This window comes from Cardinium endosymbiont of Philonthus spinipes (genome assembly GCF_964030745.1).
GTDB lineage: Bacteria > Bacteroidota > Bacteroidia > Cytophagales > Amoebophilaceae > Cardinium.
Map to the genome: position 1 here is coordinate 272,284 of NZ_OZ034918.1, position 17,543 is coordinate 289,826.

The 17,543-nt window shown below is 40.9% G+C and carries 12 protein-coding genes and 6 tRNA genes; 1 reads left to right on the forward strand and 17 read right to left on the reverse strand.

What is annotated here, in order from left to right; genetic code table 11:
* Positions 1–34: 34 nt before the first annotated feature.
* From rpoB to AAHM81_RS01145, 13 genes are all read right to left on the reverse strand, one after another.
* Positions 35–3,874, reverse strand: a complete 3,840-nt coding sequence (rpoB, locus tag AAHM81_RS01085) for a DNA-directed RNA polymerase subunit beta (RefSeq protein WP_342265524.1) — start codon at positions 3,872–3,874, stop codon at positions 35–37.
* Between the two features lie 52 nt (positions 3,875–3,926).
* Positions 3,927–4,304 (reverse strand): 50S ribosomal protein L7/L12, encoded by a 378-nt coding sequence (gene rplL, locus AAHM81_RS01090; RefSeq protein ID WP_342265525.1) that lies wholly within the window; start codon positions 4,302–4,304, stop codon positions 3,927–3,929.
* 199 nt (positions 4,305–4,503) lie between these two features.
* On the reverse strand, positions 4,504–5,043 hold the full coding sequence (rplJ, locus tag AAHM81_RS01095) for a 50S ribosomal protein L10 (protein WP_342265526.1): 540 nt from the start codon (positions 5,041–5,043) through the stop codon (positions 4,504–4,506).
* 4 nt (positions 5,044–5,047) lie between these two features.
* Positions 5,048–5,740 carry a 50S ribosomal protein L1 gene (gene rplA / locus AAHM81_RS01100; RefSeq protein ID WP_342265527.1) on the reverse strand — a complete coding sequence of 231 codons (693 nt, stop codon included), beginning with the start codon at positions 5,738–5,740 and terminating at the stop codon, positions 5,048–5,050.
* A gap of 11 nt (positions 5,741–5,751) precedes the next feature.
* Complete coding sequence (gene rplK, locus AAHM81_RS01105) at positions 5,752–6,195, reverse strand: 50S ribosomal protein L11 (protein WP_342265528.1); 444 nt, start codon at positions 6,193–6,195, stop codon at positions 5,752–5,754.
* A gap of 75 nt (positions 6,196–6,270) precedes the next feature.
* Complete coding sequence (nusG, locus tag AAHM81_RS01110) at positions 6,271–6,825, reverse strand: transcription termination/antitermination protein NusG (RefSeq protein ID WP_342265529.1); 555 nt, start codon at positions 6,823–6,825, stop codon at positions 6,271–6,273.
* Between the two features lie 16 nt (positions 6,826–6,841).
* Complete coding sequence (gene secE / locus AAHM81_RS01115; RefSeq protein ID WP_342265530.1) at positions 6,842–7,033, reverse strand: preprotein translocase subunit SecE; 192 nt, start codon at positions 7,031–7,033, stop codon at positions 6,842–6,844.
* A gap of 11 nt (positions 7,034–7,044) precedes the next feature.
* Positions 7,045–7,117 (reverse strand) — tRNA-Trp (locus tag AAHM81_RS01120).
* 70 nt (positions 7,118–7,187) lie between these two features.
* Positions 7,188–8,375, reverse strand: a complete 1,188-nt coding sequence (gene tuf / locus AAHM81_RS01125) for an elongation factor Tu (protein WP_342265531.1) — start codon at positions 8,373–8,375, stop codon at positions 7,188–7,190.
* A gap of 91 nt (positions 8,376–8,466) precedes the next feature.
* Positions 8,467–8,541, reverse strand: a tRNA-Thr gene (locus tag AAHM81_RS01130).
* A 16-nt stretch (positions 8,542–8,557) separates the two neighbouring features.
* Positions 8,558–8,630 (reverse strand) — tRNA-Gly (locus AAHM81_RS01135).
* A gap of 36 nt (positions 8,631–8,666) precedes the next feature.
* Positions 8,667–8,747: transfer RNA gene (locus AAHM81_RS01140), tRNA-Tyr, on the reverse strand.
* A gap of 170 nt (positions 8,748–8,917) precedes the next feature.
* Positions 8,918–9,739: a hypothetical protein gene (locus tag AAHM81_RS01145; RefSeq protein WP_342265532.1), complete on the reverse strand. Its 822-nt coding sequence runs from the start codon at positions 9,737–9,739 to the stop codon at positions 8,918–8,920.
* Between the two features lie 269 nt (positions 9,740–10,008).
* Here AAHM81_RS01145 and AAHM81_RS01150 point away from each other — a divergent pair.
* Positions 10,009–10,082 (forward strand) — tRNA-Arg (locus AAHM81_RS01150).
* A gap of 534 nt (positions 10,083–10,616) precedes the next feature.
* Here the strand turns inward: AAHM81_RS01150 and AAHM81_RS01155 are convergent.
* The 4 genes from AAHM81_RS01155 to AAHM81_RS01170 all read right to left on the reverse strand — a co-directional run bounded on the left by AAHM81_RS01155 (position 10,617) and on the right by AAHM81_RS01170 (position 17,484).
* Positions 10,617–12,680 (reverse strand): DNA primase, encoded by a 2,064-nt coding sequence (locus AAHM81_RS01155; protein ID WP_342265533.1) that lies wholly within the window; start codon positions 12,678–12,680, stop codon positions 10,617–10,619.
* Positions 12,681–12,732: 52 nt separating this feature from the next.
* Positions 12,733–16,314: a sodium:solute symporter family transporter gene (locus AAHM81_RS01160; RefSeq protein WP_342265534.1), complete on the reverse strand. Its 3,582-nt coding sequence runs from the start codon at positions 16,312–16,314 to the stop codon at positions 12,733–12,735.
* A 298-nt stretch (positions 16,315–16,612) separates the two neighbouring features.
* Positions 16,613–17,371, reverse strand: a complete 759-nt coding sequence (rlmB, locus tag AAHM81_RS01165; protein ID WP_342265535.1) for a 23S rRNA (guanosine(2251)-2'-O)-methyltransferase RlmB — start codon at positions 17,369–17,371, stop codon at positions 16,613–16,615.
* Positions 17,372–17,411: 40 nt separating this feature from the next.
* A tRNA-Met gene (locus tag AAHM81_RS01170) sits at positions 17,412–17,484 on the reverse strand.
* Between the last annotated feature and the right edge of the window lie 59 nt (positions 17,485–17,543).

Consider the following 17,543-nt stretch of genomic DNA (forward strand, 5'->3'; position numbering starts at 1 on the left):
TGGTTAAAAGCAATGTTAAATATGTCAAACTGTACTATACAAGTGTAATTTCAAGACCTAGTCCCCTTAGTTCATGAATCAATACATTAAATGATTCGGATAAATTTGGCTTTGGAATATTATTACCTTTCACAATTGCTTCATAGGCTTTAGATCTGCCCACTACATCATCTGATTTGGTATTGAGCATTTCTTGTAAAGTATAAGCAGCACCATATGCTTCAAGCGCCCATACTTCCATTTCACCAAATCTTTGTCCACCAAATTGGGCTTTACCGCCTAATGGCTGCTGCGTAATCAAGGAATAAGGTCCTGTAGAACGGGCATGCATCTTATCGTCTACTAAATGGGCAAGTTTAAGGAGATACACCACACCAACGGTAACTTTTTGGCTAAATGGCATCCCTGTTCCTCCATCATAAACGGTTGTTTTACCAAAAGCAGGTAAACCAGCTTGCTCCAGCTCACCAGAAATCTGATCTAAGGTCATACCCTCAAAAATAGGATTGGTATACCGTTTGCCCAACTGCTCACCAGCCCAACCCAAAACGGTTTCATATAACTGACCTAAGTTCATACGAGAAGGCAACCCTAGTGGACTCAAGACAACATCTACTGGTGTACCATCTGCTAAAAATGGCATATCCTCTTGGGGAACGATCTTGCAAACAATACCTTTATTACCATGCCGTCCAGACATCTTATCACCAACCTTGAGCTTTCTTTTTTCTGCAATATAGACCTTAGCTACTTTGACAACCCCTTTGGGTAGCCCATCACCCGCTTCTAGCGTAAACCTTTCACGTTTAAAACGTACAATAGATTCCGTACACTTTTTAATGTAACCAGCTACAGTACGCTGCACTAGATCATTTTTGGATGCATCAGCTGTCCAATTGCTCAGTACAAGATCTCCAAGTAAATTGGCTTCTGCTGGAACATTGTAAAGGGACTCATCACGGTAAATATTTTTAGCAGGAAAGAGCTTTTCAGCAATTAACAGCGCTGTCAGTTTGGTCCCTTCCGCAATAATTTCATCACCAAATTGGTGATAGATACCATTAGTGGCCACTCCATCTAAAACAACTGATAATTTTTTAATCGCTATATCACGCAACTTTAGTAAATTCTTTGTATGCGCTTTCTTTAATAGTTCTAGTTCTTTTTTGACTTTTTCCTTGCTTTCCTTATTTCTTTCAGGGCTAGAGAAAATTTTAGTATCAATCACAATGCCTTCCATGCCAGATGGAACTCTCAAGGAAGTATTCTTTACATCACCTGCTTTATCGCCAAAAATAGCCTTCAAAAGTCTTGCTTCTGGGGTAACATCTATCTCTCCTTTTGGTGTAATTTTACCAATTAAAATATCTCCTTCTTTAACCTCTGTACCCACCTTAACGATTCCATCAAGGTCTAACTTGGCAATCGCTTCTTCACTAACATTTGGAATTTCATTGGTCAACTCCTCTGCACCAAATTTGGTATCCTTAACCTCTAGAATAAATTCTTTAATATGAATAGAGGTAAAAACATCATCCCGCACAATACGTTCAGAGATCACAATACCATCTTCAAAAGTATACCCTTTCCAAGATAGGAAAGCCACTTTTAGATTTTTACCCAGTGCCAACTCAGCATTTTTAGTAGCATAACCTTCACAAAGCACCTGACCTTTTTCTACGCGATTTCCTTTAGAAACGATGGGTGAGAGATTAATACAAGTACTGCGATTGGTACCCCTAAATTTATCCATGGAGTAGGTTACCGAAGCATCATCAAATGCAACGAGCGCTTCTTCTGCAGAGCGATCATACTGGACCACAATTTTTCTACTATCTACATAGGTCACCAGACCACTACCCTCTGCAATAGGCAACCCCCTAAACTCTTTGGCTACCCTCTTTTCTACACCGGTGCAAACGATAGGCACATCTGGTCGAATCAACGGAACGGCCTGACGTTGCATGTTAGAACCCATCAACGCACGGCTGGCATCATTGTGCTCCAAAAATGGAATCAAAGAAGCAGCAACCGAAGCGATCTGACTACTGGCCACATCCATATAGTTAACCTGCTCTGGTTTTACCAGAGGATATTCATCCCCGTTACGGACTTTAACACGACTATCTAAGATCACGCCATTTGCATCTAAGCCCACATTAGCCGGGGCGAAATTAGCATGCTCTTCTTCTGCAGCACTTAGGTAACAGATAGCACCACTCAGATCAACTTTTCCATTTTCTACACGTCTATAAGGGGTCTCAATAAAGCCCATATTGTTTACACGGGCATACATACAAAGCGAAGAAATCAAGCCAATGTTCATACCCTCTGGTGTTTCAATGGTACACAACCTTCCATAATGGGAATAGTGTACGTCACGAACCTCAAAGCCAGCACGATCTCTAGAAAGCCCACCAGGCCCTAACGCAGATACACGCCGCTTATGGGTAATCTCTGCCAGTGGGTTCACTTGATCAATCAACTGAGAAAGTGGATTAATACCAAAAAAAGAATTGATAACAGAGGAAAGTGTACGTGCATTAATCAGATCTGCAGGCTTAAACAGCTCATTATCCCTAATGTTAATGCGCTCCCTAATGGTTCTAGCCAAGCGGGAAAGCCCTACACCAAATTGGGCAAAAAGCTGCTCGCCAACAGAACGAACACGGCGATTGCTTAAGTGATCAATATCATCTACTTCTGCCTTACCATTGACTACTTTGATGAGATAATGAATAATCTGTATGATATCTTCTTGGGTCAATACAGAAGTTTTTACCGGAATGTCTAAATTTAATTTTTTATTGATCCTGTAACGCCCCACTTCACCCAAGGTGTAGCGCTTACTGCTAAAAAAAAGGCTTTCTACCGTTTCACGAGCCGTCTGCTCATCAGGAGCCTCTGCATTACGCAACTGACGGTAAATTTGTTCTATTGCCTCTTTGGTATCATTGGTGTTATCCTTTCCAAAAGAATTATAGACAAGATGATAATCCGTATAAGTTGCTTCTGATTTATGCAAGATAATAGAAGCGACCTCATAGGATAGAATCAGCTCTATAATTGCTTCATCCAATACAGTATTGCGCTCTACAAGGACTTCATGCGTGATACGCACATATTCTTCACCAGTCTCTTCATCTACATAACGTTCCTCACAGCTTTGTAAAACACGGGCAGCTAATTTACGGCCCATATGTTTTTCCAACGCTTCTCTACTGACTGCCACCTCCTCTGCAAGACCAAAAATATCTAAGATATCCTTATCACTACTATACCCAATAGCACGTAGCATAGTAGTAATCGGTATTTTCTTTTTCCTGTCTAGGTAAATATACATTACCGAATTGATATCAACTGAAAATTCAATCCAAACACCTTTGGCAGGAACTACTTTAGCAGCGTACACATTTGAGCCACTAATATGTTTATTCTGAAAAAAGAAAATACCAGAAGACTTATGCACTTGAGAAACAACTACACGCTCCACACCACTCAAAATAAAGGAGCCTTGATCGGTCATATAGGGCACATTACCCAAAAAAACCTCTTGCTCCACTCCTTCATATTTTCCAGTATGCTCGTCATTTTGCAACAAGCGCAACTTTGCTTTCAAGGGAACATCATAGGTCAACCCACGCTCAATACACTCCCGAGGAGTATATTGGGGAAGCTCTAGATTGTAATCAATAAACTCCAGAATATAATTTCGCTTAGAATCTTCAATAGGAAAATGGTCCATAAAAACTTTATAGAGCCCCTCACTAGTTCTATTTTCTGGACTAACACCCAGTTGAAAAAAGTCCCTAAAAGACTTTAACTGGATTTCAAGCAAATCAGTATAGTTTGCAGCGGCATCAGCAGAAGGCATATGGCAATTTTATTTTACTAGATTGTTTTTTCTTCACAAAGGTGCTACAAGCTTACTTCAACTCAACCTCTGCACCAGCCTCTTCTAATTTTCTTTTAATCGTCTCTGCTTCTTCCTTAGGAAGGTTTTCTTTCATCGTAGCTGGTACCCCATCTACAAACTCCTTGGCCTCTTTTAAATTCAATCCTGTTATTTCTTTTACCAGTTTTACCACTGCCAACTTAGAGGCACCTCCTGATTTAACCACTACATCAAAAGTTGTTTTTTCTGGGGCGGCGTCAGCTGCAGCAGCAGGACCAGCTGCCACCATCATAGGCGCTGCAGCAGCGGGTTCAATACCATAATCATTTTTCAAAATATCAGATAGCTCATTTGCCTGCTTAACCGTTAAATTAACAAGTTGTTCGGCTAACACTTTTAACTCGGCCATAATTTATAAAGGTTTATAAGATTTAGATAGATACAAAAATATAGAGAAACTTCCCTTAAGCTGCTTTTGAGCTACTACTGGTAATTTGCACATCCATCTGGTGGTTAAATCCTCCCCTACATCTAGTAGGCTCTGGCCTTGCACACCCCTGTCTTCTACAAATCGCTCAGCATAAACAAGCCTCGAAAGCAGTCTTTTGTTAAGTGGATGCTTTTGACAAAGTTTCTACTACTCCCATTAAACGTTTTTCTCCAGACTGAATCGCAGCCACAACATTTAAAATAGGAGCTTTCAAAAGCGCCATAATATCGCCCAAAACCTCCTCTTTTGATTTTAGGTTACTCAAGGCATCTAGGTGTTCTACACCAATAAATAGTTCACCATGAATAGAAGCACCCTTCAACACAGGTAGGCTTAATTTTTCAGCTTCCAAAAAAGCTTTTAACATTTTTCCGGGAGCACGCCCGCTGTCGCGGCTAAACAAAATACCAGAAAAACCCTTTAATATACTGGAAAAAGAAGGAGCATAAGCAGCGCACTTTTCAGATCGCTCCAGTGCCTTCTGTATCAAAGTATTCTTAGCTACTTGATAGACTATATTTTGTTCTGCACAACTTTTTCTAAACTTGTTTACCTGTTCCACGGTAAGACCCATAGCGTCCACCACATAAAAACAGTCGAAAGTAGAAAATCTTTCCACTAGATTTTCTATAACCTGTAATTTTTCTTCTCGTTTCATTTTTCTAAAGCCCAACGGCAATGCTCCTATCTACGAAAACGCCTCTACTCATCGTGCTAGAAAGACTAATACTATTTACATAAAGCCCTTTTGAGGAGGCAGGCTTTAACTTAACAATCGCTCGCAACAACTCCGTCACATTCTCTACGATCTTTTCCTGAGGGAAAGAGACGCGGCCCACACTACTATGTACAATGCCATACTTATCGACCTTAAAGCTTACCTTTCCGCTCTTTACCTCTCTAACCATTTTGGCAACATCCATGGTTACCGTACCAACCTTAGGATTGGGCATTAGCCCACGAGGCCCTAAGATCTTACCAAGCTTGCCCAGTTTCACCATAACGGTTGGCATGGTGATAATCACATCTACATCTGTCCATCCGGCTGCTATCTTGTCTATATAGTCATCTAATCCCACATAGTCAGCTCCAGCTTGCTTGGCTTCTTGTTCTTTATCGGCTGTACAGAGCACTAAAATTCTGCAAGACTTACCTGTTCCATGTGGCAGGGATACGGTGCCCCTCACCATCTGGTCAGATTTTTTAGGATCCACACCCAAACGAACTGCAACATCCATGGAAGCATCAAACTTTGTAAAAGTATTTTTTTGCACCAGCTGAACAGCCTCACTTAAATGGTATACCTCTTTTGAAGCAACCGTCGTGCTATGTTTATTCCTTTTTTGAATGGCCATTTTCCTATCTTTTATTTAACCCAAGGGGCAGTACCTTGTACTGTAACACCCATACTTCTTGCTGTTCCAGCTATCATACGCATGGCTGCATGTACATTTAAGGTATTTAAATCTGGAAGCTTATCCGTTGCAATTTGTCCAATCTGATCCCAGGTAATTGTAGCCACCTTACGCCTATTGGACTCAGGGGAGCCTTTGGTAATCTGAGCAAGCTTCATAATAGAAACTACCGCAGGGGATGTTTTAATGATAAAGTCAAAAGACTTATCTTGATAAACAGTAATGATTACAGGTACAATTTCTCCTTGTTGATCCTTAGTTCTGGCATTAAATTGCTTACAGAACTCCATGATATTGATACCCTTACTACCCAAGGCTGGACCTACTGGTGGAGATGGATTGGCTGATCCACCTTTAACCCGCAACTTTACATAACCTAAAATTGGCTTAGACATACTATATGAATTTTATAAAACCCTTTAGATTTTTTCGGTCGAAAAAAATCCAAAGGCGCAAATGCGCTACTTTGATTAAAAAACCTTTTTAACCTGCGTATAACTTAACTCTACAGGAGTACTCCGTTCATCAAAGATTTTAACCACCACATTTAGTGTTTTCTTCTCTTCAAAAATCTCCTGTACATTTCCAGAAAAGCCTGCAAAAGGCCCATCTATAATTTCCACTACTTCCCCTAACGCAAAAATAGTATGCAACTTGAGATGACTAGGCTCAAGACTACCAGTTTTACCAATAATCCGGTCTATTTCTACTTGACTCAATGGAACAGGCGTACCACGCCATCCCCTCACCCCTAAAAATCCTAAAGCACCTGTTATACTTTTTAGTAACTGCACAAGAAAATCATTTGATAAGTCTGCCTGCAAGAATATATAGCCAGGAAATAAATGCCTATTTTTTACATATTTTTTTCCAGCACGAACCTCATAAACCTTTTCGTAAGGTATTAATAGGTCACCAACAATATGTTGTAAATTATTTCTTGCAAGTTCTACCTGCAGATTAGCCTTTATTTTTTCTTCTTGCTTAGCGACTACTTTAAGCACATACCATTGTAACGCATTCATTCAACCCATCCACTGTTTAAAAAGCATTATAAAACCAGACAAAAGCTTTTTTTAAAGACCAATCCATGAGCCCAATAAGAAGCGCAAATACAAAGGAGGCCACAAGCACAAGCAGCGCACTATTTTGCAACTTATGGTAGGGAGGCCAAGTAATCTTATGCCTTACTTCCTGTATCAGATTCTGTATAAATATCTTTACTTTTGACATATTATTTGACGCACGGGTGGAGAGACTCGAACTCCCAGCCTATGGTTTTGGAGACCACCACTCTACCAGTTGAGCTACACCCGTATTGTTTATACCATAACTAGAAATAGAAACAGTGATTTTTTATTCAGAAAAAAAATGGTCAAAAAACAGGCTATTCAATAATATCAGTAACCCTTCCAGCACCAACCGTTCTACCTCCTTCACGAATCGCAAAACGCAATCCTACTTCCATAGCAATACTGTGAATTAGGGTAATTTCCAAATTAACATTATCACCTGGCATAACCATTTCAGTCCCCTCAGGCAACCTTACCTCACCTGTAACATCTGTTGTTCTAAAATAGCACTGCGGCCTATACTTGTTAAAGAATGGTGTATGGCGCCCTCCCTCTTGTTTCGTTAATACATAAACCTCAGCTTTAAACTTGCTATGCGGCTTAACACTTCCTGGCTTACAAACCACCATGCCGCGCTGAATAGAAGCCTTATCTACACCACGAAGCAGTAGCCCTACATTATCACCAGCCTCTCCTCTATCCAAGTTTTTTCGAAACATTTCCACACCTGTAACAGTAGAAGTCAACTTATCAGCTCCCATACCAATAATCTCAACAGGGCTACCAGTAGTAATCACCCCCTTTTCAATTCTACCAGTTACAACCGTTCCACGACCGGTAATGGTACATACCCCTTCTACCGGCATTAAGAAATCTTGATCTACCAATCGTACAGGAAGGGGAATATAACTATCTACCGCATCCATCAATTCCTCAACTTTTGCTTCCCACTGCTGCTCTCCATTTAAAGCACCCAGCGCAGAACCACGAATAATAGGAGTATTATCACCATCAAACTTATAAGCATTTAACAACTCTCTAATTTCAAGCTCCACCAACTCAATCATTTCAGGATCATCTACCAGATCTACCTTATTTAAAAATACCACGATACGTGGCACACCAATCTGGCTAGCCAAAAGAATATGCTCCCTGGTTTGAGGCATCGCGCCATCTGTAGCGGCAACCAAAAGAATCGCCCCATCCATCTGAGCAGCACCTGTAATCATGTTTTTAACATAATCCTTATGACCTGGACAATCAACATGGGCATAGTGCCTGTTTTTGGTTTGATATTCTACATGAGCAGTATTAATGGTAATACCCCGCTCCTTTTCCTCTGGAGCTGCATCAATGGCTGAAAACTCTTTCTTTTCCGCCAACCCTTGCTTAGCCAAAACAGTAGTAATAGCAGCCGTCAGTGTTGTTTTTCCATGGTCAACGTGGCCAATGGTACCAATGTTTACATGGGGCTTTAACCGATTAAATGTCTCCTTTGCCATAGTTTAATAATTCTTTATACTTTCAATACAATAAATAATTCATCCAATACATTTTTGGGGGCTACCCAAAACTAACTTCTCCATTCCAAAATGGAGCCAATGACGGGACTTGAACCCGTGACCTCTTCCTTACCAAGGAAGCACTCTACCACTGAGCTACACCGGCCCTATAGCAATCAAAGAGCGGGAGACGAGGATCGAACTCGCGACCTGAAGCTTGGAAGGCTGCCGCTCTACCAACTGAGCTACTCCCGCCTAGATACCACTACAACTATTACCACTACCACCTAGTGGGGAGAGAAGGATTCGAACCTTCGAAGCTTACGCAACGGATTTACAGTCCGCCCCAATTGGCCGCTCTGGCATCTCCCCAGGTATAACTAAAAAAAAAGACAAGCGCAATATAAATATAGCATGCCCACTACTTGAATGGGTCAAGCAAATCTACGAAAAATATTTATCTTCTACAAGAAACCTAAAATGAATGAAAAGACAAAACCTCTTTTAACAACACAACCAACCACATCCCTATTAGTAAAAACCTATATAAGATCTATATACAAACCAATAGAGAAAGGCCTAAGCGCATCAGAGTGACTAGGACCCTGACCTGCTTCAAAAAGGGGTGTCAAGTGAAAACCACCTATTAAACCAAAACGACTATAGCCGACTCCAGCCTGAATACCCAAAGCATATCGCCTAAGGTTAAAATGACCATTATCAACCGACGAAGCACCCGAATCATTATAGGCCCTGTAATTAATAATCATAGAAGGACGTCGACGAAAACCAAACTTAACACCCAACCAAGTATGAAAGCCTGCCTTAGGATCCTCTAACACACTATTAAATCGAAACCTAAGTAAGCAATCAATAAAGGGAATCTTAAGAGCAGAACCTAACACTGCCCTCCCCTGCTTATGCTTGATATCCTCACACTCTGTACGGGACTCTGACGCTCTTTTAAGCTTTGGATAAATCCTTCCATGATCGCTACCTGAATCTTCTCTACCTGAAAACGCATAGTATAAAGTACTCCAACCAATTCCTGGACAAAAGGCAAAACGGGATTGATTAAGTCGAATCGCATATAGAATAGCCCCATTTCCGCGAAACAAACCAGACCAGTCAAACTTTTTCATGTTATGAAACTTTACAGATAGCTTCGGATCTAGATTGTATAAGTAATCCATTCCTAGAAACTCAACCGTAAAGCTCGGATAGTTTTGCACAAGCGGTATATAAGTATCGGATTGATTTTCTTGCTCCTCTACAACAGGAGCACCTACACTATCGGTAGCAGCTGCAGAGAAAATATGGCAAGTAGTAAAAAAAAACAACAAAGGCAGAATCTTGCTTTTCATGTGGGTTAATAATATTGTAGTGTATAAAATGTTACCTAACAAAGGTACTTTTTTTTTTAAATATGTCAAAACATTAGTTTGAAATAAATTTTTGTTTATTAAATTTGCATACCAGCTTAAAGAATAGACCGCTTGCATAGCCTATTTGTGATGAGCAATTTTTAGAGGAAGTGCAGTCGAGCACCGCAGCATGCTAAATGTATTTGAGGAGCATAGACCAACTTCGATAAGCAAATTACCATTAGAAATAGGTTATAAAGGAGGTTAATGGACTTGTAGCTCAACTGGATAGAGCACTGCACTACGGATGCAGCGGTTAGGGGTTCGAATCCCTTCAAGTCCACGCAAGGCATTGTATCTATTCACGCCTGTGGTTGGGGCCCCTTATCTCCTTCGATAAAAAGTCTGGCCCGATAGTAAATAGCTGAATCGATATATTTTTCAGCGGGAAAGTCGTAAACTCAGCCCGCAAGCGGGCTTCAAACAGACGATTTTCTAATCCACTGAAAAATATATCGCTCAGCTGTTAGTGTTTTACTAGAGCGCCATTTTTTATCGAAGGAGACGCGGGGCTGGTAATGATAAGAAAAGCTATTGTGGCCACCGATAAAGGAATGCGGCGCTTCAGTAAAGCGGAAGTCTTTAAACAATCTATTGTTCAGCGGATTAGAAAAACAGCCTGTTTGCAGCCCACGAAGTGAGCAAGTTCTGTTTTTCCCGCTGAACAATAGATTGTTTCATTGCCTTTACTGTTCGCCAAATCTTTTATCAGTGGCCATAAGTACTGCGTATACCAATACTCCATGTAAAAGTGGAATAAAATTCATTATTAACCAGTGACGTGAATAGATACTCAGAAATAGGTCTTGAAAGGGGGCTATTGGGCAACTACTGTACCAAGTTGTTTGGCAATGCTGCGTTCAGAATCCTTAAGCACTTGGTGCACTTTGAGTAACTGTTCTTCCTCTTCTTCAGTCAGTTCTTGTTTCAGTGCTGCTCGATTTTCTTCAATAAGTTCTTGTACCAAACGAATTTTTAGTCTCAGAATTACTTCTAAACTCATTTTTTGTACGTGTTGCGCTTCTTCTATAGTATAAATACCATATTTTTTCACCCAAGCTTGGCTAATATCATGAGGAAAAGCGGTTAAGTTGATGGCCAATTTTCTAATGCGCTCTGCTGTGCTATCTAAGCAACATTGAATATCCACTACACTACCCTTCTGGAATGCCTCTTTACAATACTCAAAAACCAAGCTGCAATCAGTAGATCTAAAGGCCACATCAGCCAATTCTAAGAGAATATATTCATACAATGGTCTACCCTCATCTAATTTTGTAGCACCATAAGTGAGTAGAATACGCATAATTTCTCGTTCATAAGCTTCAATGCTCGCTGCAAGCTTACCAGTCAAAGGAAGGTTTTTAGGGTCTACATATGGGTTACTTTTTTGCCTACTATGCTGCTTAGTAAATGTTTTTTTTTGCTGCCATACTGGAGCGGTTTGATGGCGCAATGCATGATAGGTAGTAAAAAGCACCTCTTCTTCTATAGCAAAAAGTTTGCTACATTTTTTCAGCAATAAGGTTCTTTCTATTTCGTCTGGAATGGCTACAATGCTTTGTACAATTTCTCGTATAGCCTTTGCTTGTTCGGCTGGACTCTGCTGAGTAGACTGATAAAAACCAGCCTTAAAGGTAATAAAGTCTTGCGCCACACAACTGATATAATGATTAAAAGCATCTGCACCTACCTTACCCAGGTAGCTATCTGGATCTTCTCCTACAGGCAATGATATAACCTTTACCTCAAGCCCCTTTGCCAACAATTTATCTATACCACGAAGAGCAGCCCCAATACCCGCTTGGTCTCCATCAAAAACCAATGTAACCTTAGTAGCAAAACGGCGCAACAGGTCTATCTGATTTTCAGTAAGTGCTGTACCAGCAGAGGCAACTACCGCTTCTACACCTGCTCTATGAAAGGCCAATACATCGGTATATCCTTCTACCAGATAACAATTATTTGCCTGTTTGATCGCTTGCTTAGCAAAAGAAAGGCCATATAATAAACTGCCTTTTTGGTAGACAAGGGTTTCAGATGAATTGACATACTTAGGGCTATCTCCAGCAGTAGGCTTCTTGGGCAACCCAATTGCCACATGGTAATTTTGTGGTCTATGCTCCTCACATACAACTGAGTATGTGTCGGTGCTCGACTGCACTTTTCCTAAAAATTGCTCATCACAAATAGGTTGCGAAAGCGGTCTAATAGCCATATGGCGTGCGCCAAAGGCAACGACTTGCCCACTACTATTGTGAATAGGAAACATCAACCTTCCTCGAAAACGGTCATAAATCTTAGCTCCATTTTGAACCACCAACCCTGCTGCGATCAATTGTTCTAATACTACCCCTTTTGCTATGGCAAAACTATAGAACCCATCCCATTTATCCAGACTATAGCCCAGCTCAAACTTTTTTGCTATTGCAGATGGAATAGCCCGTTGCGCCAAATAGGGCAATGCTACCTTAGCTGCTTCTGGGTGGTGCCAGAGTAAATCTATATAATAGTTTTTAGCTAAATTCAATAGAATATAGAGGCTTTCTTTTGCTCGATAATCTTGCAAATCGGGGCTACCATCTGATGCTGAGGTTACCGGTATGCCATATCTTTGCGCAAGGTAGGTAATAGCCTCTACAAAAGTAGACCCTTCTATTTGCTGTACAAAGTTTATAACATCTCCAGAAGCATCGCAACCAAAACATTTATAAAACCCTTTCGTGGGCGATACGGAAAAGGAAGGGGTATGCTCGTGATGAAAAGGACAACAGGCCCAAAAATTTTGTCCCTTTTTTTTAAGGGGGACAAAATCAGCAACTACCTCCTCAATGCAAGCAACACGTTGAACAGCTTGAACGGTTTCTTGACTAACAATCATAGACATTTTTACAATAGATATAAATGACTTTGTATCTAACAGCCCACACGCATTAACTGTCTTGTTCTTTATCCTTGCTCCTGCCTTTATCTTTATCCTTGCAAAGCTTTAGCGCTTTTTTAGCTGCTGCTTCTAATGCCGCTCCTATCTCTGGATCCAAGTACCTATTGGCTAGCTTAACATCTATGGCAAGGGTTTCTTGCGCCATATGGATTACTTCTTGTACGTAGATATAGCCTGAAGCATGACGTAAATCATAGAGTCGCTCAGCCAGTTTTATAAAGAGTACAGAAAGCTGTACATGATCTTCCTTGACTGCTTTTTGTAACCGGTTTTCCAAATATAGCAAAGAAGGATGATCCAACGATTCACGTTGATCGATGCCCAATACATTCAGTACAAAGGCATAAACACCTAGATTATAGTGGTCCCTAACATAAGAAAGGGGTAAACAGGTGTGACGGACCAACTCATAGAGTAAAGAGGCATAAATTACTTTAGGGGAGTGAAAAACCCATTCTACCACTAGTTTGGAAATGCCTACTGCACGTACATAAAATAGTTGGCCCGAAGCATGTCGCTTAAAGCCAAAATGTTGCCGCAGTAACAACAGCAGACCGGAAATCGTTCCCACATCAATAGGATCCATGTCATGAGAAAATTGAGCAACATGGTCATGGAACTGCATTAATTCGACCATAGAATCTGCGTGTTCCTTAGGCGTAACAGGGGCATCTAAGGTTAAACAATCTATAGGTAGTTTTGTAGTCATTTTACCGAGAATATCAGCAACATCATTAGGAAGCACTAGTAATATACTAGCTTGCTGTTCTCCACCAGTCGTTTCGCAATAGCCATAATGGGCCTCCACAATACTAGATATGGTTTCCTGTTGGAGGTCTATAGACGGTGGTGCTGCCTGCTGCCCTTTCAGCCCCACAGCACTTACCATATCATCATAGATAGGCTGTACTTTAGGCAACACTTCAGGAACAGTAGTAACCTGGCTTATTACCAAAGCAGTAGCTTGAAAAAGCATATATACAGGATAAGGGCCATCAATAGGATCGGCTTGCTTGAATTGCAAAGCAGTAGGTTGGAGTTTTACGCGCACAACCGGTGGAACGGAACCCTCTACCTTACCAACTCGTAAAATGGACTGAACCAATAAATAGACTACTTGATGGATATCGCATATAATATAAGGCAACAACCATTCACTAGGTTCTTTTATGTGCTCTACGAACAACTTAGGTGGATGCGCCACCTCTTGTGATAAAGTAAACTCTACCTTACGTATCAACTTGTCTAAAGTAATTTTAGTAGGTTGGAGTAGTGCATGATCTTTGACCTTTGCCCTTCTATTGAAATAAGCCACCCAATCATAGAGTTTATTGATAATACTCTGGAAGTCTTGCTTATAAAGGGGCATATTGCCATCTAAAAAGGAGACAGATTGCTCAATTTTGCCTATTACTTGTTCCAAAACAGCGCCATGGCCTTTAGCAGGATTAAGGGCAGCAGATGGCACCATAGCCAAATCATAGAGCGATTCTTTTAGCTTTTGAGATGCCCTAATCTTATCTTGACTTCTCAAGTAGAGGTTTTGCGCCATATAATGGCCTGCTTTTACTTTAAAACAAATAATAACAGCCACCACGAGTAGGGTTACCATAAACAAGGGAAATAGGGAGGATAAAACAGGAAGAGACAACCCAACAAAGATAGGATAAATGACTACTAATAATACAGCCACCACTACGCTTATGCCCAGATAGAGCGGTAACACCCATAAGATTACCGTATAATGGGCCAAAGATAACGATGCATTAAAGATCGGATCAACTAGATGCCACCAGTACCAAAGTAAATTTAAAGGAAGGTAAAAAGCACATCCTATTAACCAGCATAAACCAATCAACCAATTTGGACTGGCTTGACTAAAGAAGGCTTTATAGCGTGTAAATATACCATAGGATGTAAAAAGCGTACCCAAAAGGCCTTGGCATATAGCCCAATAGAGAAGATCTGGCTTAATAAACCAATAACCTAGAATAGCAGTAACAATCATATAGAGCCCCGTTAAGCGTAGGGTACCATCGCTAGGTCTTAGCTCAGCCAAGGTAACTTTTCTATTGGCCCAAGCATTTTTAATGGCTTCTTGACGTTCTGCGCGCTTGCGCGCTTGCGCTTGTTGCATTTGTTTAAAAGCATTATCGGGTTCGACCCACCCTACACCTTTAGGCTGTTTAAGTAGGTAATGGACAGCCATCATAGCCAGACCATTGGCTATCATAGCAAGGAAAGAGCCATCGATACCTGTTAAGGGATATATCCATTTTGTCCAAGCCCACATCACTAGCACACCTGTAGCCATTCCAACCAAAGCAGTACGGGCAGTGCCTCGAAAGCCAAATATAGCTAATATAAAAGGAGCGGTGACAATAGGCACACAAGCGGCAAGCCCCAAATAGAGCAACTGCAATAGGTCATTACAGTAAAAAGCCAACATCATAGCCAATAGGCCTACCAGTAACGTGGTCCATCTTGCTATTTTAAGTTGAAAGGCATCGGTCACCTTTTTTTCATTGCATAGCCCCTTGACCATATCATGGCCAACCATAATCGCACAAGCATTTAAAGAAGAGTCAGCTGTAGACATGGCCATACCGAGCAAACTAATGGCAAGCAGCCCCTTAAAAAGGGGTGACATATTACCCATGCTATGGTTCCAAATAGTGTCTTTTGATAAAGCAGGTGCCTCTACAAAAGCAAATAGACCAATCAAAATGATAAAAATAGATATAGCGATACTGAAGAGCGTAGCATACGAAAAAACTTCTTGAGCTTGTAGGGGACCAGAAGACATATATACCCGCTGCATCAGTTGAGGCAGTATAGAGGAAGCAATCAAAGATAACAGTAACAGCAACATACCAACTAGTTGGACATCAAAACGGAATACATGACTAAATTGAAATTTAGCATGGCTTTGCAAGATGGGAAAGATTTCTGAAATGGGTTTACCTATTTTTAGAAACATAAACCAAGCCAAAAGCGGAATAATAATGGCAAAGGTTATAAATTGCAGCACATCTGTGAAGGTAACAGCACGAATGCCACCAAATGTCGAATAAAAGGTAAGGAGCAAGGTCGCCAAGATAGGCATTACATCTGGGTTCACTACTTTCACACATATGCCAATGGCCTGGACTATGACATTGATTTGCATAGTAACAATGACAATAGCGCCACAGATACCCACTAAGGAGGCTATAATTCTTGGATATCTACCATAGATCGTGCCTATCGTCTCTGCTATAGAAAGATGGTACATAAATGGCCCCATACGCAAAGCCAATTTGCCAACAACCCACAAGCCAAAGGAAGATAACAACATCATCACGACCCACCATAGGCCCATGCTATGAATACACTCTATGCTACGCACTAGCCCCCCCCCTCCATATGCCGTAGCCAAAACGGTAAAAACCAGAGTGGCAGTAGAAAACTGTTTATTCCCCACTGCATATTCTCGAAATGTAGTTTGCTTGCTACTAAAATAAATACCTACCCATAAGGTTAATACCAAAAAAGCAGCCACTATAAATAGTGGTATATTCAAGCAGATCATAAAGCAAGCCGTTAAAAAAGTTGAAGAAATATTTTATTCTACTAGCGGTAACTTTCATGATAAGAATTTTTTCTATAAAAAAAAATAAAGGAAGGTATTTGTGTTTTACTTTTTTCTGGACCAAGAAGTAGGCAAAAAAAATCACTATCTGCTGTTCACGTCACTGGTTAATAATGAATTTTATCCACTTATATCTCGACAAAAAAGTGAATAAAAAATCAAGCGCTCAGACAATTACAATTTTTTACAATGGGCGTTTTTTGAACATGGACAGGTGGCCTCAACCAACAAGCGATGGCTATACAAAACGTTGTCGAAATACTTCGTAGAGCATGATACCAGCCGCCACAGAAACATTAAAAGAAGCAATAGGACCTTGCATAGGAATGCAAATATGATGGGTCGCTAACCTTAGATGCTTTGCAGCTATACCAGCCCCTTCTCCACCCAAAACAAGTGCAATAGGAAGCTTTAGGTCTACCTGGTATAGCAATTGTTCAGCTTGTACATGGCAAGCCAATACAGTCAACCCACTTTCTTGTAAATAGCGCAACGCCTTACTTAAATCAGCTACGCGGCAAATGGGCAATGTAGCTAATGCACCTGCTGAAGTTTTCATAGCTGCACCAGCTAATGCAGCACTGCCTTGTGTAGGCAGTACCAATGCATCTACCCCCATACAAAGGGCAGTCCGGGCAATGGCCCCTATATTATGCACATCTGTTACGCCATCCAGTACCACTATTAAAGGAGCTTTCCCTTTTTCAAAGGCAGCTTGCACAACAAGATCTAAAGGTGTAAAAACAATAGGTGATAAGACCGCTACGACACCTTGGTGACTACCACGCACCATGCGATCCAGCTTTGCAGCTGGCACATAACTAAAAGGAATTTGATGTTTGCGTACAAGATCATACAATCCGCCAACTATTTTAACTGTTTTTTGAAAAAAAACCTTTTCCACCGTTCGGCCGGCGCGTATGGTCTCTACAACTGCCCTATACCCAAAGATATAGCTTAACGAAACAGTAGATACTTTTTGAGCAGAGGAAGCCATGCGGACAATAACTTTATGTAGAAAAGTAAAGAAGGGAAAGTTGCGGGGATAGGACTCGAACCTATGACCTTCGGGTTATGAGCCCGACGAGCTACCAACTGCTCCACCCCGCGGTAAAGCCTTAACCATCAAATGGCCCATTCTTTATATGACCACTTGAATTATTACAAAT

What these genes read in the sequence shown, in the direction of transcription:
- rpoB (WP_342265524.1), bottom strand. Translation starts at nt 3,874, where the DNA reads ATGCCTTCTGCTGATGCCGCTGCAAACTATACTGATTTGCTTGAAATC.
- rplL (WP_342265525.1), bottom strand. Translation starts at nt 4,304, where the DNA reads ATGGCCGAGTTAAAAGTGTTAGCCGAACAACTTGTTAATTTAACGGTT.
- rplJ (WP_342265526.1), bottom strand. Translation starts at nt 5,043, where the DNA reads ATGAAACGAGAAGAAAAATTACAGGTTATAGAAAATCTAGTGGAAAGA.
- rplA (WP_342265527.1), bottom strand. Translation starts at nt 5,740, where the DNA reads ATGGCCATTCAAAAAAGGAATAAACATAGCACGACGGTTGCTTCAAAA.
- rplK (WP_342265528.1), bottom strand. Translation starts at nt 6,195, where the DNA reads ATGTCTAAGCCAATTTTAGGTTATGTAAAGTTGCGGGTTAAAGGTGGA.
- nusG (WP_342265529.1), bottom strand. Translation starts at nt 6,825, where the DNA reads ATGAATGCGTTACAATGGTATGTGCTTAAAGTAGTCGCTAAGCAAGAA.
- secE (WP_342265530.1), bottom strand. Translation starts at nt 7,033, where the DNA reads ATGTCAAAAGTAAAGATATTTATACAGAATCTGATACAGGAAGTAAGG.
- tuf (WP_342265531.1), bottom strand. Translation starts at nt 8,375, where the DNA reads ATGGCAAAGGAGACATTTAATCGGTTAAAGCCCCATGTAAACATTGGT.
- AAHM81_RS01145 (WP_342265532.1), bottom strand. Translation starts at nt 9,739, where the DNA reads ATGAAAAGCAAGATTCTGCCTTTGTTGTTTTTTTTTACTACTTGCCAT.
- AAHM81_RS01155 (WP_342265533.1), bottom strand. Translation starts at nt 12,680, where the DNA reads ATGATTGTTAGTCAAGAAACCGTTCAAGCTGTTCAACGTGTTGCTTGC.
- AAHM81_RS01160 (WP_342265534.1), bottom strand. Translation starts at nt 16,314, where the DNA reads ATGATCTGCTTGAATATACCACTATTTATAGTGGCTGCTTTTTTGGTA.
- rlmB (WP_342265535.1), bottom strand. Translation starts at nt 17,371, where the DNA reads ATGGCTTCCTCTGCTCAAAAAGTATCTACTGTTTCGTTAAGCTATATC.